The following is a 14,936-nucleotide window of genomic DNA, read 5'->3' on the forward strand; positions in this document are numbered from 1 at the left end:
CTTACGCGTCGCGGTTCAGCCAGGCCATATACTCGGTTACGCCTTCGGCGACGGTTTTAAACGGTTTGTCGTAACCTGCCGCGCGCAGGTTAGTCAGATCCGCCTGGGTAAACGCCTGGTAGCGGCCTTTCAGTTTGTCCGGGAACGGAATGTATTCAATGCTGCCTTTTTTGTGGAAGGCCAGCGTCGCATCGGCAACGGCCTGGAAAGATTCCGCGCGACCGGTACCCAGGTTGTAGATACCGGAAACACCGTTTTCCCAGAACCACAGGTTGACCGCCGCGACATCGCCCACGTAGACGAAATCGCGTTTGAAGTTTTCGCTGCCTTCGAACAGTTTCGGGCTTTCACCGTTGTTCAACTGGGTATTGAGGTGGAAGGCCACGCTCGCCATGCTGCCTTTATGCCCTTCGCGCGGGCCATACACATTGAAGTAGCGGAAACCGACGATCGGCGAGTTCGCTTCCGGCAGGATGCCGCGCACATACTCGTCGAACAGCATTTTTGAGTAGCCGTAGACGTTGAGCGGCTTTTCATATTCGCGGGATTCAATAAAGTCCGACGTACGCCCGCCGTAAGTGGCGGCGGACGAGGCGTACAGGAACGGGATTTCACGCTCCAGGCAGTAATGCAGCAGCTCTTTGGAGTACTGATAGTTGTTATCCATCATATACTTGCCATCCCACTCGGTGGTGGAAGAGCATGCGCCTTCGTGGAATACCGCTTCAATATCACCGAACTCTTCGCCAGACATAATCTGGATCAGGAAATCTTCTTTATCCATGTAGTCGGCAATGTGCAGGTCAACCAGATTGACGAATTTGGTGCCGTCTTTCAGGTTGTCCACCACCAGAATGTCGGTGATGCCTTTATCATTCAGGGCCTTAACGATGTTACTACCGATAAAACCCGCGCCGCCGGTCACGATGATCATAACTGTACCTTTGAAAAGTGGAGCGTTGAGACGATCTCAGACACTAATGTCTCTTATCATATCATCACATTGACGACCCTTCAGCCATTCACCCAGTGAACGATATGGCTATGCGTGATTTATGCTACAAAATGAAGAATGGATGCTGTGTCATCTCGTATCACCGTATACCTTTCGGTAATATGTGCCGAAATTTGCCCAGTCTGGAGAATTGCGATGCGTGGGGATTTTTATAAACAGTTAACGAACGACCTGGAAACCGCGCGGGCGGAAGGGTTGTTTAAAGAAGAACGCATTATCACGTCGGCCCAGCAGGCTGATATCACCGTGGCGAACGCGGGCCATGTCATTAACTTCTGCGCCAATAACTATCTTGGCCTTGCTAACCACCCTGATTTGATTGCTGCGGCGAAAACCGGCATGGACAGCCACGGCTTCGGCATGGCGTCGGTGCGCTTTATCTGCGGCACGCAGGACAGCCACAAAGTGCTGGAGAAGAAGCTGGCCGACTTCCTCGGCATGGAAGATTCCATTCTTTATTCCTCCTGCTTCGACGCGAATGGCGGCCTGTTTGAAACGCTGCTCGGCGCGGAAGACGCCATCATTTCCGACGCGCTGAACCATGCTTCCATCATCGACGGTGTACGTTTGTGTAAAGCGAAGCGCTACCGCTATGCCAACAACGATATGCAGGAGCTGGAAGCCCGCCTGAAAGAGGCGCGTGAAGCGGGGGCGCGTCATGTGCTGATTGCGACTGACGGCGTGTTTTCCATGGATGGCGTGATCGCTAACCTGCAAGGCGTGTGCGATCTGGCGGATAAATATGACGCGTTGGTAATGGTCGATGACTCTCACGCCGTCGGTTTTGTTGGCGCGAATGGTCGCGGCACACATGAATATTGCGACGTGATGGGGCGCGTAGACATCATCACCGGCACGCTGGGCAAAGCGCTTGGCGGCGCGTCCGGCGGTTACACCGCTGCGCGTAAAGAGGTAGTGGAGTGGCTGCGTCAGCGTTCCCGCCCGTATCTCTTCTCCAACTCACTCGCACCCGCCATTGTGGCGGCATCCATTAAGGTGCTGGAAATGCTGGAATCCGGTGCTGAACTGCGCGATCGCCTGTGGGCAAATGCCCGTCTGTTCCGCGAAAAAATGTCTGCCGCAGGCTTTACGCTGGCAGGTGCCGATCACGCGATTATCCCGGTGATGCTGGGCGATGCGGTAGTGGCGCAGAACTTCGCACGCGAGCTGCAAAAAGAGGGGATTTACGTCACCGGTTTCTTCTTCCCGGTGGTGCCGAAAGGTCAGGCGCGCATCCGTACGCAGATGTCTGCGGCGCATACGCCTGAACAAATTGAACGTGCGGTAGCTGCCTTTACCCGCATTGGTAAACAACTGAGTGTGATTGCCTGAGGGCGTGAAATGAAAGCGTTATCCAAACTGAAAGCGGAAGAAGGCATCTGGATGACCGACGTACCGGAGCCGGACGTTGGTCATAACGATCTGCTGATTAAAATTCGTAAAACCGCGATTTGCGGTACTGACGTGCATATCTACAACTGGGACGACTGGTCGCAAAAAACCATTCCTGTGCCGATGGTGGTCGGTCATGAATATGTCGGCGAAGTAGTGGGCATCGGCCAGGAAGTGAAGGGTTTTAAAATTGGCGATCGCGTTTCCGGTGAAGGCCACATTACCTGCGGCCACTGCCGTAACTGCCGCGCCGGGCGTACGCACCTGTGCCGTAACACCACGGGAGTTGGCGTTAACCGTCCGGGCTGTTTTGCTGAATACCTGGTGATCCCGGCGTTCAACGCTTTCAAAATCCCCGACAATATTTCTGATGATTTGGCGTCGATTTTCGATCCGTTTGGTAACGCGGTGCACACGGCGCTCTCCTTTGATTTAGTCGGCGAAGATGTGCTGGTCTCCGGCGCAGGCCCGATTGGTATTATGGCCGCGGCAGTGGCAAAACACGTTGGCGCACGTCATGTGGTGATCACCGATGTGAATGAGTACCGCCTCGATCTGGCGCGCAAAATGGGTGTGACCCGCGCGGTTAACGTCGCCAAAGAGAATCTGGCGGATGTGATGGCAGACCTGGGCATGACCGAAGGGTTCGACGTGGGTCTGGAGATGTCCGGCGCGCCGCCTGCGTTCCGTACGATGCTCGACACCATGAACCACGGTGGCCGTATTGCGATGCTGGGTATTCCGCCGTCCGATATGTCTATCGACTGGACTAAGGTCATCTTTAAGGGGCTGTTTATCAAAGGGATTTACGGTCGTGAGATGTTTGAAACTTGGTATAAGATGGCCGCGCTGATCCAGTCTGGCTTGGATCTTTCCCCGATCATTACCCACCGTTTCAGCATTGATGAGTTCCAGCAGGGCTTCGACGCGATGCGCTCGGGGCAGTCCGGCAAAGTGATTCTGAGCTGGGATTAATGACGAAAAAGGCGCCTGTGGGCGCCTTTTTAATGCTTAAGGGTGGGTTGTTTTCCACCCTTGCCACTGATTCTGCATATAACGCACCAGCGTACTCTCGCCAACACTTTCACTGATTACGCTAAAGAAGCGGCTGGCATATACCGGTTCCGGTTTATGCTTCGCTTTACACAGTTTTACGCCGCGGAACGGATTACGCGGTGGCTGAACAGTGCCACCTGGCGGCGTGGCGTTGGGCGTTGAGGTATCTGTCTGCGGTTCATTGAGCAGGTCGCTTGGGCGCACCAGCGTAATATCGGCAGGCAGGCTTGAGAGCGCTTGCTGTAACACGCGAACGGTAGCGGGATGTGGATGACCAATCGCAATGGCGGAACCGTTGCGGCGCGCTAACTGTACGGCGCGGTCAAACTGACGGCGGATATCGCCTTCGTTTTGCGTATCGTCGAGGAACACCTTGCGCTTAATGACTTTCACCCCGGTGCCGGAAGCGGCGCGCAGCGCCTGACTATTGCCGATAGTCATGCTGTCAAGGAAATAGAGGTTGTAACGCTCCAGTGCCTGCATCACTTTCTGCATGCCAAACAGGCTTGACGTCATGGCGCTGCCCATATGGTTGTTCAGCCCGACGGCATACGGCACGTTGTTCACTGCATCGCTGATGATGCGCTCAATCTCTGCGCTGCTCATCTCCGGGCGCAGCGTGTCTTTTTCCAGCGGCTGTTTACTCAGCGGTGCCATTGGAAGATGGATCAGCACTTCATGCCCACTGTTGTGCGCTTTGGTCGCCATTTCCCGCGCATGCGTTGCATTGGGCAGCACCGCGACAGAGATCGCCTGCGGCATGGCCAGCACCTGGTTTTCAGTTTGTGGACGGTAGCCGAAATCGTCGATGACGATGGCCAGTTTCCCGGCGAATACCGGAACGGAAAACGCCAGCACACTGGCGAGCGTCAAAACAATACGACGAAATTGAAGCAAACCTTATCTTCCCAACCACGGTTGTGGATTGACCGCCTGACCCTGACGGCGAATTTCGAAATAGAGTGAAGGCCGGCCCTGACCGCCACTGCTCCCTACGAGGGCTATCGGCTGACCGGCGCGAACCTGGGTGCCTACGCTCACCAGCGCGCTCTGGTTGTAACCGTAAAGGCTCATGTCGCCTTTGCCGTGTTCAACCACCACCACCAGACCATAGCCTTGCAGCCAGTCGGCTAAGATCACACGTCCATCCGCGATGGCTTTCACTTCGCTGCCTTCAGACGCGCCGATAACAATCCCTTTCCAACGTAGCTCACCCTGCAGTTGTTCGCCATAACGGTGCAGCAACGGGCCGCGAACCGGCCAGACGGCCTGGCCTGACGGCGAGCCTAAACCGCCGGTGCGGGACATCAGCGAGCGTTCGCTCTCGGTAGGTTTATAGGTGGTGCCTTTACGGCTGGCTTCATTCTGGCGGTCACGCACCGCTTGCGCTTCGCGGGCTTCACGTTCGGCACGGGCTTTGGCGGCCGCTTCCGCACGGGCGAGGCGATCGCGCAAGCGAGATTCGTTGGCGCGCATTTCGCTGAGCTGTTGTTGACCTTCCTGAATGGACGATTCCAGACCAGAAAGGGTTTTCTGCCGCTCACTGCGCGCTTGTTCAAGTTTGGCCTGCTGCGCTTTTTGCTCATACAGCAGCGTTTGTTGCTGGCTCTGCTTCTCTTCCAGCTCGGATTTTTGCGTGGCGACCTCTTCGCGCGTCTGTTTCAACTGCGCGATGGTTTCCTGTCGCGCCTGGTTGAGATAACCAAAGTAGGCCTGCAAACGCTGGCCGCGCTGGCTCTCTTCACCGCTTAAAATCAGTTGGATCCCGGTGTGTGGCCCCTGACGGAACGCCGCATCAAGCTGTGCCGCGAGGTTGTGTTCCTGCGTGGTGCGCTGACGTTCCAGTTTGGCAATCGAGGCGTTCATCTCGGCGATCTGCTTATTGAGCTGGGCGAGGGTGTTTTGCGTTTCCCGTAACTGGCGAGTGGCGGCAGAGATGGCTTCTTCCTGTGCCTTTAACTGGGCAAGAAGGCCCGCGCGTTGCTGTTGTTGCTGGCGTACCGCGCGCTCTTTTTCAGCGATATCGGCCTGAATAGATTTGAGCTGATCGCGATCGTCCGCGTGGGCGGAAACGGCGCACAGCAATGCGCCAGCGCTGAGTGCGCTGGCGCAAAGAAAGGGTCGGATCCCGACCCATGTAATTGAAAAAATCGCCTTTCCCCTCATGGGGAGCGATTATTCCACGATGAACAGCGGCTTACCAGTCATCTCTTGCGGGATTTCCATGCCCATCAGCGCCAGCATCGTCGGCGCGATGTCGGAAAGTTTACCGCCGGAAACGGCTTTCAGCGCTTTGTCGCCGACATAGATCAGCGGCACCGGCAGGTTGGTATGCGCGGTGTGCGCCTGACCGGTTGACGGGTCACGCATCTGTTCCGCGTTACCGTGGTCGGCGGTGATCAGCATCTGGCCACCAACGGATTCCACCGCTTTGCTCACCTCTGCAACGCAATGATCCAGCGCTTCTACAGCGGCGACAGCGGCTTCAAACACGCCGGTATGACCAACCATATCGCCATTCGGATAGTTACAAATAATGGTGTCGTATTTACCGCTGGTGATCGCACCCACCAGTTTCTCGGTCAGCTCTGCGGAGCTCATTTCCGGTTGCAGATCGTAAGTCGCCACTTTCGGCGAGTTGATCAGAATACGGTCTTCGCCCGGGAATGGCTCTTCTACGCCGCCGTTAAAGAAGAACGTGACGTGGGCATATTTTTCCGTTTCGGAAATACGCAACTGGGTTTTATGGTGTTTCGCCATCCACTCACCGAACGTGTTCGCCAGAGAAGCGGGTGGATAGGCGACGGCGGTTTTGATGTCGGCGGCATATTCGGTCAGCATGACGAAATCGCCCAGCTTAACGATTTTCTTACGCGCGAAACCGTCGAAATCTGCGTTAACGAACGCACGGGTAATTTCGCGTGCGCGGTCGGCGCGGAAGTTCATGAAAATCAGCGCGTCGCCATCTTCCATTGCCGCATCAGGCTGGCCTGCGGCGCGAATGACGGTGGCTTTGACGAATTCGTCGTTCTCATCGCGAGCGTAAGCCGCTTGCAGACCCGCAACGGCGCTATCAAAGGTGAACTCGCCTTTGGCTTCGGTCATCAGGTTGTAAGCTTGTTCCACGCGATCCCAGCGGTTGTCGCGATCCATGGCGAAATAGCGGCCAATGATACTCGCAACACGGCCTTTACCCAGCGCGGCGAACTTGTCTTCGAATTTTTTCAGGGAAGATTCTGCGCTGCGCGGCGGTGTGTCGCGACCATCAAGGAAAGCGTGCAGATAGATTTTTTCCGCGCCGCGTTCTGCAGCCAGTTCCACCATCGCCAGAATGTGGTCTTCATGGCTGTGCACGCCGCCTGCGGAGAGCAGACCCATAATGTGCACGGCTTTGCCAGCGGCAACCGCTTTGTCTACCGCACCGGCCAGCACCGGGTTGCTAAAGAAAGTGCGCTCTTTAATCTCTTTATCCAGGCGAGTCAGATCCTGGTAAACAATACGTCCTGCGCCCAGGTTAACGTGGCCGACTTCGGAGTTGCCCATCTGGCGATCCGGCAGGCCGACTTCGAGACCTGACGCGTCAATCAGCGTATGCGGGCGGGTTGCCCACAGTTTGTCCATTACCGGGGTTTTGGCGTTGAAAATAGCGTTATCCTGCTGGTCTTCACGGTAGCCGTAGCCATCCAGAATCACCAGTACCATAGGTTTTTTAGAAACCGACATTGCGACAACCTCATGCTCAGAAGACAAAAAAATTTGCGTAATTTTACTACAGCTGAATCGATAAAATAGCCGCAGAAGATCAAAGAAAGCGGCTGACCAACCCCTTGTTTGCGCGGCGACGCTTTATTTTTTTTGTAACACTCCGCAGAAAATGCATTCCGTCGCGCTCGCTGGCTGTATTTGCCCCACTGCGCAGGTATACTCCTTGCTGGTTTTTAATCACTAAGTCCGGAGTTGTAACCCCAGATGCAAGAAATTATGCAATTTATTGGCCGCAACCCAATCCTGTGTATCGCCTGGATTGCGTTATTCGGTGCTGTGCTGTTTACCACTTTCAAGGGCATTGCGTCTAAAGTGAAAGTGATTTCTCGCGGCGAAGCTACGCGCCTCATTAATAAAGAAGATGCCGTGGTAGTGGACTTACGCCAGCGTGATGATTTCCGTAAAGGTCACATCGCAGGCGCGGTGAATTTGCTGCCAAACGAGATCAAAGCCAATAATGTAGGTGAGCTTGAAAAACACAAAAGCGCGCCGATTATCGTTGTTGATGGTACCGGCATGCAGGCCCAGACCCCGGCGAACGAGCTGGTGAAAGCCGGTTTCGAGAAGGTCTTTGTGCTGAAAGACGGCATCTCTGGCTGGATGGGCGAAAACCTGCCGTTAGTTCGCGGTAAATAATTTACCCACGGGTAAACATCGGAGAAGAGATATGGCCAATATTGAGATCTACACGAAAGCGACTTGCCCGTTTTGCCACCGTGCAAAAGCGCTGTTGAGCAGCAAAGGCGTCGCTTTTGCTGAGCTGCCGATCGATGGCGACATGGTAAAACGCGAAGAGATGATTCAACGTAGTGGCCGTACGACGGTTCCGCAGATTTTTATTGATGCGCAGCACATTGGCGGCTGCGACGATTTATATGCGCTGGACGCGCGTGGCGGGCTGGATCCGCTGTTGCGTTAATGCTTTTAGAGCACTACAACACTAAAGGGTTATTCACTCATGTCTGAACAAAACAACACCGAAATGACTTTCCAGATTCAGCGTATCTACACGAAAGATATCTCTTTCGAAGCGCCGAATGCGCCACATATCTTCCAGAAAGAGTGGCAGCCGGAAGTGAAACTGGATCTCGACACGGCCTCCACTCAGCTGGCGGAAGGTGTTTATGAAGTGGTTCTGCGCGTTACCGTGACCGCTTCTCTGGGCGAAGAAACTGGCTTCCTGTGCGAAGTGCAGCAGGGCGGTATCTTCTCTATCGACGGTATCGAAGGAACGCAGATGGCACACTGCCTGGGTGCATACTGCCCGAACATTCTGTTCCCGTATGCTCGCGAGTGCATTACCAGCCTGGTTTCCCGCGGTACGTTCCCGCAACTGAACCTTGCGCCAGTGAACTTTGATGCGCTGTTCATGAACTACCTGCAACAGCAGACTGGCGAAGGTGCCGAACAACATCAGGATGCCTGATGAACGCACTTAATGCTGCAATGACTGTGATCGGTGCCGGCTCTTACGGCACCGCTCTTGCCATCACGCTGGCAAGAAATGGCCACCCGGTTGTACTGTGGGGCCATGACCCCAAACATATCGCGACCCTGCAACATGACCGTTGCAACGCCGCGTTCCTCCCCGATGTGCCTTTCCCCGACACACTGCAATTAGAGAGCGATCTTGCCCGTGCGCTTTCCGCCAGCCGTAATATCCTGGTGGTGGTGCCAAGCCACGTCTTTGGCGATGTGTTAGCGCAAATTAAGCCGCTTATGCGTGATGACGCGCGTATTGTCTGGGCGACAAAGGGGCTTGAAGCTGAAACCGGGCGTCTGCTCGAAGAGGTGGCGCGCGAGATATTAGGTCCGGATATTCCGCTGGCGGTGATTTCCGGCCCGACATTTGCCAAAGAGCTGGCGGCGGGTCTGCCAACGGCGATTTCCCTCGCTTCTGCTGATCCCCAGTTCGCCGAGGATTTACAGCAGCTTCTTCACTGCGGCAAAAGTTTTCGTGTCTACAGCAATCCGGATTTCATCGGTGTGCAACTGGGCGGCGCGGTGAAAAACGTCATTGCGATTGGTGCTGGCATGTCCGACGGCATTGGCTTTGGCGCCAATGCGCGTACGGCGCTGATCACCCGCGGTCTGACCGAAATGTCGCGTCTCGGTGCGGCGCTCGGTGCCGATCCGGCCACCTTTATGGGCATGGCGGGTTTAGGCGATTTGGTGCTGACCTGTACCGACAACCAGTCGCGTAATCGGCGCTTCGGCATGATGCTTGGCCAGGGCATGGATGTGCAAAGCGCCCAGGAGAAGATTGGCCAGGTGGTCGAAGGTTACCGCAATACCAAAGAAGTGCGCGCGCTGGCGCACCGGTTTGGCGTCGAAATGCCAATAACCGAGGAAATTTATCAGGTATTGTATTGCGGAAAAAATGCGCGCGAGGCAGCATTGACCCTATTAGGTCGTGCCCGCAAGGAAGAGCACTAACCCCTTAGTCGCAGGGACTCTTTTTGAACTCACGATAAGGCTGGCGCAGACCAGCCTGTCGTCTTATCACGTCTGGAGTAAGCAATGCCGTGTGAAGAACTGGATCTGGTCTGGAAAAATATCAAAGCCGAAGCCCGGGAACTGGCGGAGTGCGAGCCAATGCTGGCCAGTTTTTACCACGCAACATTACTCAAGCACGAAAACCTTGGCAGCGCACTGAGCTATATGCTGGCGAACAAACTTGCCTCGCCAATTATGCCAGCGATTGCTATTCGTGAAGTCGTCGAAGAAGCCTACGCCGCGGACCCGGAAATGATCGCCTCCGCCGCCTGTGATATTCAGGCCGTGCGCACGCGCGACCCGGCGGTGGATAAATACTCGACGCCGCTGCTCTATCTGAAAGGTTTCCACGCGCTACAGGCATACCGTATTGGGCACTGGTTGTGGACGCAGGGCCGCGAGGCGCTGGCGATTTTCCTGCAAAACCAGGTATCGGTCAGTTTCCAGGTGGATATTCACCCGGCGGCGCGAATTGGCCGCGGGATAATGCTCGACCACGCCACTGGCATTGTGGTGGGCGAAACGGCAGTTATTGAAGATGACGTGTCGATTCTGCAATCGGTCACGCTCGGCGGGACCGGCAAAACCAGCGGCGATCGCCATCCGAAAATCCGCGAAGGAGTGATGATTGGCGCTGGCGCCAAAATTCTCGGCAATATCGAAGTGGGGCGCGGCGCGAAGATTGGCGCGGGTTCGGTGGTGTTGCAACCGGTGCCGCCGCATACTACGGCAGCAGGCGTTCCGGCGCGAATTGTCGGTAAGCCGGAAAGCGATAAACCGTCAATGGATATGGATCAGCACTTCAACGGCATAAACCACGGGTTCGAGTACGGCGACGGGATTTAATTGTCAGGCGATTTTTCCCGCCAGCCTGAACCAGGGCAGGGCGCATAACACGACAGCGTGTTGAACACCCGCAGGAGGCGCGAAGCGAAGAATCCCGCTGGATGTTGTGTTCGCGCCAGTTTTCCGCGCTGCCCGTATTTAACTGCCTTCGCCCGTTAGCGCAGAAGAGTAAATGCGTCAGTAATAACAGGCATCGCTATCCGCAGGTCGGATAACATGGTGCCGTCATCCGTTAATTCCCCTTCAGCTACGCAGTACCGCGCCCGGGTAACCGAGCTGGCGCCAGGCTTCATACACCACCACCGACACCGCATTCGACAGGTTCATGCTGCGGCTGTCCGGCATCATCGGAATGCGGATTTTTTGCTCTGGCGGCAGCGCGTCAAGGATGGTCGCTGGCAGGCCGCGCGTTTCCGGGCCAAACATCAAATAATCCCCGTCCTGGTAGCTCACCGCGCTGTGTGCTGGCGTGCCTTTGGTGGTGAGGGCAAATAAGCGTTGCGGCTGTTCGGCTTCGACAAACGCGGCGTAATCGTGATGGCGTTTTACCGCGGCGAACTCATGGTAATCCAGCCCTGCGCGACGCAGACGCTTGTCGTCCCAGGTGAATCCCATCGGTTCAATGATATGCAGACGAAAACCGGTATTGGCGCACAAGCGGATGATATTCCCGGTATTTGGCGGGATTTCAGGTTCGAATAAAACGATGTTTAACATACTGCCCCCTTAATAGCGGGGGCAGAATAGCACTCTCTAGGCGGCGTCGCCATGCGCCAACGGTGCGAGCGCGGCAGGCAACTGGTTCAGCCCCTGTACCAGCGAATCTTTACTGATGTCGCGAATCGATTTCGCGCTGGTCAGCGTCATCGCCACGCGCATCTCTTTCTCGATCAGATCCAGCAGGTTTGCCACGCCTTTACGACCATGCGTTGCCAGCGCATACAGATAAGCGCGTCCCAGCAGGACAGAATCTGCGCCAAGCGCCAGCATGCGCACCACATCCAGCCCGTTACGGATGCCGCTGTCGGCCAGAATGGTGATATCACCTTTCACCGCATCGGCAATCGCCGGCAGCGCGCGGGCAGAAGAGAGCACACCGTCAAGCTGGCGGCCGCCGTGGTTAGAAACCACAATGCCGTCTGCGCCAAAGCGCACCGCATCGCGGGCATCTTCCGGGTCAAGGATCCCTTTGATCACCATCGGGCCATCCCAGAATTCGCGGATCCACTCCAGGTCTTTCCACGAAATCGACGGGTCAAAGTTCTTCGCCAGCCAGCCAATGTAATCTTCAAGTCCGGTCGGTTTGCCGAGATAGGCGGAGATATTCCCCAGATCATGCGGTCGCCCGTTGACGCCGACATCCCACGCCCACTGCGGATGCAGCACCGATTGCAGGTAACGGCGCAGCGCCGCATTCGGGCCGCTCATACCGGAGTGGGCATCGCGGTAGCGCGCGCCAGGTGTTGGCATATCCACGGTGAATACCAGCGTTGAGCAACCGGCGGCTTTCGCCCGTTCCAGCGCATTACGCATAAAGCCGCGATCGCGCAGCACATATAGCTGGAACCACATCGGGCGCTTAATCGTCGGCGCGACCTCTTCAATCGGACAGACAGAAACGGTCGAGAGCGTAAACGGAATGCCTTTCGCATCCGCTGCGCCTGCTGCCTGCACTTCACCGCGCCGGGCATACATACCGCACAAGCCAACCGGGGCAAGCGCCACCGGCATCGATAATTTTTCGTTAAACAACGTGGTTTCGAGGCTCAGTTCAGACATGTCTTTCAGCACCCGCTGGCGCAGCGCCACCTGGGACAGGTCTTCAACGTTACGGCGCAGGGTATATTCGGCATACGCGCCGCCATCGATATAGTGAAACAAGAACGGCGGCAAAATGCGTTTAGCCGCCGCGCGATAGTCGCTGGCTGCGGAAATAATCATGCTTTTTTCTCCCTGGAGTGAATGTGCTGCTCGTCGGGCAGGCGGGTGATGCGTGCCTGGCGGGCTTGATCTTCATCGAATTTGCGAATCGTGGTATGCACGAAGCCGAGGTGCGCCATCATCGCCTGGCGCGCGCCATCGGCGTCTCCGGCAAGAATGGCGTTCATCACCGCCTGATGCTGTTCGGTCAGTTGTGAAAAAACGGGGGGAACGAGATACATGCGCTGGCGGCTCTGTTTCACCGAGGATTGCAGCAGGTCGAAGAACCCGCGCATGGTTTGCAATAACACCACGTTATGCGAGGCTTCAGCGATGGCGAGATGGAAACGCACATCGGCCTGCGAGGCGAGATCCGGGTCATCGGATTGCGTGGCTTCAAAGCACAGCACAATTTTCTCTTTATCGGCCTCGGTAGCGCGCATCGCCGCGTGCCAGGCAGTGCTGGCTTCAATGGCGTGGCGCGCTTCAAGAATATCGAAACTGTAATCCGGATCATCATGCAGCAGCGTTTTCAGCGGCTGGACGATGTTTTGCTCCGACCAGTCATCATGCTGCCAGCGTACAAACGTGCCGCCACCGCGACGGCTGAGCAGCACGCCTTCGCTGACCAGTTTTGATAACGCTTCACGCAACGAGTTGCGCGACACGCCAAGCTGTACGGCGAGCTGGCGTTCTGCGGGCAATTTCATGCCCGCTTCCAGTTGTTGTTCAGTAATCAGCGCCCGCACACGATCGGCAACTTCGTCTGTCAGGCGTCTGGGTAACACTTTCATGGGATCATCCAGGTCAGTACATAGGCCTGAAGTGTCGTGATCACCCCCACCATGCAGGTGAAAATCAGGCTGTGTTTAACAGTAAAACGGAACAGGTCGGACTCTTTGCCCACCAGCCCCACCGCCGCACAGGCAATGGCGATCGACTGCGGCGAAATCATCTTGCCGGTAACGCCACCCGTGGTATTCGCCGCCACCATCAGCACATCTGACACGCCAATCTGTTGCGCGGCGGTTGCTTGCAGCGCGGCAAACAGCGCGTTGGATGAAGTATCAGAACCGGTCAGGAAGACGCCCAGCCAGCCGAGAAATGGCGAGAAAAACGGGAAGGCGCTGCCGGTATGCGCCAGTGCCAGCGCCAGCGTGGATGACAGCCCGGAATAGTTAGAGATAAAGGCGAACGCCAGCACCATACCAATCGAGTAAATCGGCAGCGCCAGGTCACGTAGCGTGCTGGTAAAGGTCGTGACGGCATCCTTCGGCTTCATGCGCAGCCAGAGAATCGACAACATGGCGGCGAACAGAATGGCGGTGCCGGTGGCGGAGAACCAGTCAAATTTATACACCGCAGCATAAGGCGTGGCGGCGCTAACCACCGGCGGCATCCGCGCGACCAGCTTGTCGAGATGCGGTACAGAAACCGTGAACACCCAGTCATACAGCGCACCGCCAGGCGCAAACAGCGCCTTAAACGGCGGCACGCTCCACAGCGTCACGGTGGCGGTCAAAAACAGGAACGGTGACCAGGCGCGCAGGATCTGCCCGCCGCTGTATTGGGTGCGTTTCAAATCGAGATCGACCTGCGATGCGCCCATATCGCCGAAGCGGAAGATGCGTACCGGACGCCAGCGCTTGAGGAACAACGTCAGGCAGACCAGCGAAACCAGCGACGAGATGATGTCCGGCAGTTCCGGGCCGATAAAGTTGGAACTCAGATACTGGGCGATAGCAAACGAGCCACCCGCGACAATCACCGCCGGCCAGGTCTCTTTTATGCCGCGCCAGCCATCCATAATCGCCATGATCCAGAACAGCACGATAATGGTCAGGAACGGTAACTGGCGGCCAACCATCTGGCCGATTTCAAAGCTGTCCAGCCCGGTAACCTGCCCGGCGACCAGAATTGGAATACCCATTGCGCCAAAGGCGACCGGCGCGGTGTTAACGATCAGACACAGGCCCGCAGCATACAGCGGGTTAAAACCTAAGCCCACCAGCAACGCGGCGGTAATGGCTACCGGCGCGCCAAAGCCGGCAGCCCCTTCCAGAAACGCGCCGAAAGAGAAGCCGACAATCAACATTTGCAGGCGCTGGTCTGGGGTAATCGACAAAATCGAAGAGCGAATGATGTCGAACTGCCCGGTTTTGACCGAGATTTTGTAGACAAAAACGGCGGCGATAATGATCCACGCAATTGGCCACAACCCGTAAAAGAAGCCATACACCACCGAGGCCAGCGCGTGATCGAGCGGCATATGGTAAAACAGCAGCGCCACGCCAAGGGCGATGACGACAGTCCAACTGGCGGCGACATAGCCTTTCAGTTTGAGCTTTATCAGCGCAAAAAAGAAAAACAGGATCGGTAACGAGGCAATTAAGCTGGAAAGCCAAAGGTTGCCAGCCGGGTCGTAATTCTGTTGCCAGAGATTCAT

At 56.2% G+C, this 14,936-nt stretch carries 15 protein-coding genes; 7 read left to right on the forward strand and 8 right to left on the reverse strand.

From position 1 onward, the window contains the following. Position 1: 1 nt before the first annotated feature. Entirely contained in the window at positions 2 to 934 is a 933-nt protein-coding gene (rfaD, locus tag BN2591_RS14050; protein ID WP_017458185.1) for an ADP-glyceromanno-heptose 6-epimerase, read from the reverse strand. A gap of 216 nt (positions 935 to 1,150) precedes the next feature. On the opposite strand from rfaD, the gene kbl reads away from it, so the two are divergent. Then, entirely contained in the window at positions 1,151 to 2,347 is a 1,197-nt protein-coding gene (kbl, locus tag BN2591_RS14055) for a glycine C-acetyltransferase (protein ID WP_086872443.1), read from the forward strand. Positions 2,348 to 2,356: 9 nt separating this feature from the next. Next, positions 2,357 to 3,382, forward strand: a complete 1,026-nt coding sequence (tdh, locus tag BN2591_RS14060) for an L-threonine 3-dehydrogenase (RefSeq protein ID WP_086872445.1) — start codon at positions 2,357 to 2,359, stop codon at positions 3,380 to 3,382. A 36-nt stretch (positions 3,383 to 3,418) separates the two neighbouring features. Here tdh and BN2591_RS14065 read toward each other — a convergent pair whose 3' ends face one another. Genes BN2591_RS14065 through gpmM form a run of 3 tightly spaced genes read right to left on the reverse strand, consistent with a single transcriptional unit; the run spans position 3,419 to position 7,186 of the window. Then, positions 3,419 to 4,360 carry a divergent polysaccharide deacetylase family protein gene (locus tag BN2591_RS14065; RefSeq protein WP_086872447.1) on the reverse strand — a complete coding sequence of 314 codons (942 nt, stop codon included), beginning with the start codon at positions 4,358 to 4,360 and terminating at the stop codon, positions 3,419 to 3,421. Between the two features lie 3 nt (positions 4,361 to 4,363). Further along, a complete protein-coding gene (gene envC, locus BN2591_RS14070) occupies positions 4,364 to 5,629 on the reverse strand; it encodes a murein hydrolase activator EnvC (protein WP_017458189.1) in 1,266 nt (421 codons plus the stop codon). Between the two features lie 9 nt (positions 5,630 to 5,638). Continuing rightward, positions 5,639 to 7,186 carry a 2,3-bisphosphoglycerate-independent phosphoglycerate mutase gene (gene gpmM, locus BN2591_RS14075; protein ID WP_086872449.1) on the reverse strand — a complete coding sequence of 516 codons (1,548 nt, stop codon included), beginning with the start codon at positions 7,184 to 7,186 and terminating at the stop codon, positions 5,639 to 5,641. Between the two features lie 246 nt (positions 7,187 to 7,432). Between gpmM and BN2591_RS14080 the strand changes: the two genes are divergently transcribed. The 5 genes from BN2591_RS14080 to cysE all read left to right on the forward strand — a co-directional run bounded on the left by BN2591_RS14080 (position 7,433) and on the right by cysE (position 10,570). Next, positions 7,433 to 7,864: a rhodanese-like domain-containing protein gene (locus BN2591_RS14080; RefSeq protein ID WP_017458191.1), complete on the forward strand. Its 432-nt coding sequence runs from the start codon at positions 7,433 to 7,435 to the stop codon at positions 7,862 to 7,864. A 31-nt stretch (positions 7,865 to 7,895) separates the two neighbouring features. Then, a complete protein-coding gene (gene grxC / locus BN2591_RS14085) occupies positions 7,896 to 8,147 on the forward strand; it encodes a glutaredoxin 3 (RefSeq protein ID WP_007369517.1) in 252 nt (83 codons plus the stop codon). A gap of 39 nt (positions 8,148 to 8,186) precedes the next feature. Next, positions 8,187 to 8,654, forward strand: a complete 468-nt coding sequence (gene secB / locus BN2591_RS14090) for a protein-export chaperone SecB (protein WP_017458193.1) — start codon at positions 8,187 to 8,189, stop codon at positions 8,652 to 8,654. After that, positions 8,654 to 9,664: an NAD(P)H-dependent glycerol-3-phosphate dehydrogenase gene (gpsA, locus tag BN2591_RS14095; RefSeq protein WP_086872451.1), complete on the forward strand. Its 1,011-nt coding sequence runs from the start codon at positions 8,654 to 8,656 to the stop codon at positions 9,662 to 9,664. The genes secB and gpsA overlap by 1 nt, the downstream gene beginning before the upstream one ends. Before the next feature lie 84 nt (positions 9,665 to 9,748). Next, a complete protein-coding gene (gene cysE, locus BN2591_RS14100; protein WP_086872453.1) occupies positions 9,749 to 10,570 on the forward strand; it encodes a serine O-acetyltransferase in 822 nt (273 codons plus the stop codon). 243 nt (positions 10,571 to 10,813) lie between these two features. On the opposite strand, the gene trmL is transcribed toward cysE, so the two are convergent. From trmL to lldP, 4 genes are read right to left on the reverse strand one after another with little or no spacing between them, the layout of a single operon-like run. Next, complete coding sequence (gene trmL / locus BN2591_RS14105) at positions 10,814 to 11,287, reverse strand: tRNA (uridine(34)/cytosine(34)/5-carboxymethylaminomethyluridine(34)-2'-O)-methyltransferase TrmL (protein WP_086872455.1); 474 nt, start codon at positions 11,285 to 11,287, stop codon at positions 10,814 to 10,816. Positions 11,288 to 11,323: 36 nt separating this feature from the next. Beyond that, entirely contained in the window at positions 11,324 to 12,511 is a 1,188-nt protein-coding gene (gene lldD, locus BN2591_RS14110) for an FMN-dependent L-lactate dehydrogenase LldD (RefSeq protein WP_086872457.1), read from the reverse strand. Beyond that, on the reverse strand, positions 12,508 to 13,284 hold the full coding sequence (gene lldR, locus BN2591_RS14115; RefSeq protein ID WP_086872459.1) for a transcriptional regulator LldR: 777 nt from the start codon (positions 13,282 to 13,284) through the stop codon (positions 12,508 to 12,510). Before lldR ends, lldD begins: the two co-directional genes overlap by 4 nt. Beyond that, positions 13,281 to 14,936 carry an L-lactate permease gene (gene lldP / locus BN2591_RS14120; RefSeq protein ID WP_086872461.1) on the reverse strand — a complete coding sequence of 552 codons (1,656 nt, stop codon included), beginning with the start codon at positions 14,934 to 14,936 and terminating at the stop codon, positions 13,281 to 13,283. Before lldP ends, lldR begins: the two co-directional genes overlap by 4 nt.

The sequence above is a fragment of the Kosakonia pseudosacchari genome (assembly GCF_900184035.1).
Taxonomy (GTDB): Bacteria; Pseudomonadota; Gammaproteobacteria; order Enterobacterales; family Enterobacteriaceae; genus Kosakonia; species Kosakonia pseudosacchari.